This is a genomic window from Streptomyces sp. NRRL B-24572 (assembly GCF_002156145.1).
GTDB classification, from domain to species: Bacteria; Actinomycetota; Actinomycetes; order Streptomycetales; family Streptomycetaceae; genus Streptomyces; species Streptomyces vietnamensis.
In genome coordinates, this window is sequence record NZ_MWIG01000883.1 from 260 (window position 1) to 2,776 (window position 2,517).

The 2,517-nt window shown below is 72.6% G+C and carries 3 protein-coding genes; all 3 read left to right on the plus strand.

Going from position 1 to position 2,517, the window contains the following annotated elements; translation table 11 throughout:
* Positions 1–324 (plus strand): hypothetical protein (locus CCN56_RS44020; RefSeq protein WP_218779491.1); only part of this gene is annotated, 324 nt, incomplete at its 5' end.
* A 14-nt stretch (positions 325–338) separates the two neighbouring features.
* Positions 339–1,913, plus strand: coding sequence for an Ig-like domain-containing protein (locus CCN56_RS37640; protein ID WP_086832184.1), 1,575 nt, complete (start codon positions 339–341; stop codon positions 1,911–1,913).
* A 69-nt stretch (positions 1,914–1,982) separates the two neighbouring features.
* Positions 1,983–2,517 (plus strand): WxL protein peptidoglycan domain-containing protein (locus CCN56_RS37645; protein WP_143664765.1); only part of this gene is annotated, 535 nt, incomplete at its 3' end.

Consider the following 2,517-nt stretch of genomic DNA (forward strand, 5'->3'; position numbering starts at 1 on the left):
GACGGCCGCGTCCTCGACGACAAGTCGATCGCGCCCTTCTCCATCGCGCAGTACCAGGCGCAGTCCTCGCAGACCATCGCCGACCTCCGCGGCCGCGCCATCCTCGGCACGATCGAGGGCGTCGCGCCGACGGTCCTCAACACCGGCTTCGGCGTGAAGCGCGACGTCTACAACGTCATCCCGACGAGCAAGGTCACCACCTCCCCGTGGAGCGACGTCTTCGTCGGCCCGGACTCCGGGATCTGCAAGCAGTCCGTGGTGATCAACACCTACGGCTTCGCGACCAACCCGAACTGCGGCGACATCACCAAGCAGACCCCCTGACAGGAGCCCTCACCGTGCTGAAGAACAGAATCTCCCGGGCCCTCGCGCTGGGCGTCGCGGCCGTCACCACCGCCGTCGCGGCGGGCCTCGCCACCGCGGGCGCCGCGTACGCCGCGCCCATCGGGACCATCGACATCACCCCCGCCACCGGTGCCGACACCAGCGGCATCTCCTTCACCACCTCGGGCGCCTGCCCCGCCAACGCCACCAACGTCCTGGTGAAGGTGGAGGGTTCCGGCTTCCCGGCCGGCGGCCTCAACGTCGTCGGCAACTCGCCGATCACCACGTACCCCAAGGCGGGCAACGGCGGCATGATCATCCCGCTGACGTCCACCATGCGCGACTACGCCTCCCAGGCGGGCTTCACGACCCTCCAGGGCCGGTACGACTTCACCGTCATCTGCCGCACCGCCTTCAACGGCACCAGCCTCGGCGACTTCACGGGCGCGATCTGGTTCACGTCCAACACCACGTACCAGGCGAACGATCCGGCCGTGAAGACGGACACCGCCACCTCGCTCGCGGTCACCCCGGCCGGCCCCGCCCAGGCGGGCTCCCCGGTCACCCTGACCGCCACGGTCACCCCCTCCGGCGCCGCCGGCACCGTCCAGTTCAAGGACGGCTCCGCCGACCTCGGCACCCCGGTCACCGTCAACGGCGGCACCGCGACGCTGACCACGAGCAACCTCACGGCCGGCACCCACGCCCTCACCGCCGTGTTCACCCCGGCGAACGCCTCGTACAACGGCTCCACGTCGACCGCCGTCTCCTACGAGGTCAAGGCCGCCGCGGCGACGCAGACCACCACCGCGCTCGCGGTCTCCCCGGCGTCCGGCACCCCGCAGTACAGCCCCGTCACCCTGACCGGCACGGTCACCCCGGCGGGCGCCGCCGGCTCGCTGAAGTTCACCGACACCGTCGGCGGCACCACCACCCCGCTCGGCACCGTCCCGGTCAACAACGGCACCGCCGTCCTGACCACCTCCGGCCTGGCCGCCGGCGCGCACTCCCTCACCGCCGTCTTCGTCCCGGCCGACCCGGCCCGCTACACGGCCTCCGACTCCAACGCCGTCCCGTACACCGTCGGCGCGTTCACCGGAGTCACCTCCTCGGAGACCATCACCACCACCGTCAACGCCGGCGCCCTCGTCATCAGCGTCGACAACCCGCAGGTCACCCTGCCCTCGCCGGTCCTCAACGGCGACGGCGACCTGCTCGTCACCGCCGGCGCCCTCAGCCCCGTCACGCTGACCGACACCCGCGCCGGCAACCCCGGCTGGACCGTGAGCGGCCAGGTCACCGACTTCACCGACGGCGCCACCCACACCATCAACGGCCAGAACCTCGGCTGGTCCCCGAAGGTCGTCGACAAGGCGCCCGCGCAGACCGTCACCCCCGGCTCCGCCGTCCCCGCCGCCAAGGGCGCCGCCTCCGGAGACACGGGCACCGCGGGCCTGAAGTCCGCGCGCACGCTCGCCAACGGCACCGGCCTCGGCACCGCCCACGTCGGCGCCGACCTCGCCCTCAACGCGCCGACCTCCACCACGGCCGGCACGTACACCACCACGCTCACCCTCACCGCCATCTGATCCAGGCGTGAGCTCCGGGGCGGAACCGCGCCGCGGTTCCGCCCCGCCCCTGACCTCTGGAGACCCGTCATGACCGCACCCCGCCCCGCCCGCCGCACCGGCGCGCTCGGCCTGCTGCTCCTCCTGCTCCTGGCCCTCCTGCCGAACACGGCCACGGCCGCCCCCGCCGAGGACCGGAAGAACGACAGGAAGGCCGTCTTCGGCGTCCAGCCCTCAGGCCCGAAGAAGCCCGACCAGCGGCCCCACTTCTCGTACGGAGTCACCGGCGGCGCCGCGCTGCGCGACCAGATCGCCCTGTGGAACTACGGCACCCGGCCGCTGACCCTCGACGTCTACGCGAGCGACGCCGTCAACACCGTCGACGGCGGCTTCGACCTGCTCCCCGCCGGCGCGAAGCCGACCGACGCCGGAAGCTGGATCAGGCTCGCCAGGAACAAGGTGACCGTGCCGCCCAAGGGCCGGGTCATCGTCCCCTTCACCCTCGCCGTGCCGAAGAACGTCACCCCCGGCGACCACACCGGAGGCATCGTCGCCTCGCTCTCCGGCACCGGCAAGGACGCCAAGGGCAACCGGGTCCGGCTCGACCAGCGCGTCGGCGCCCGCG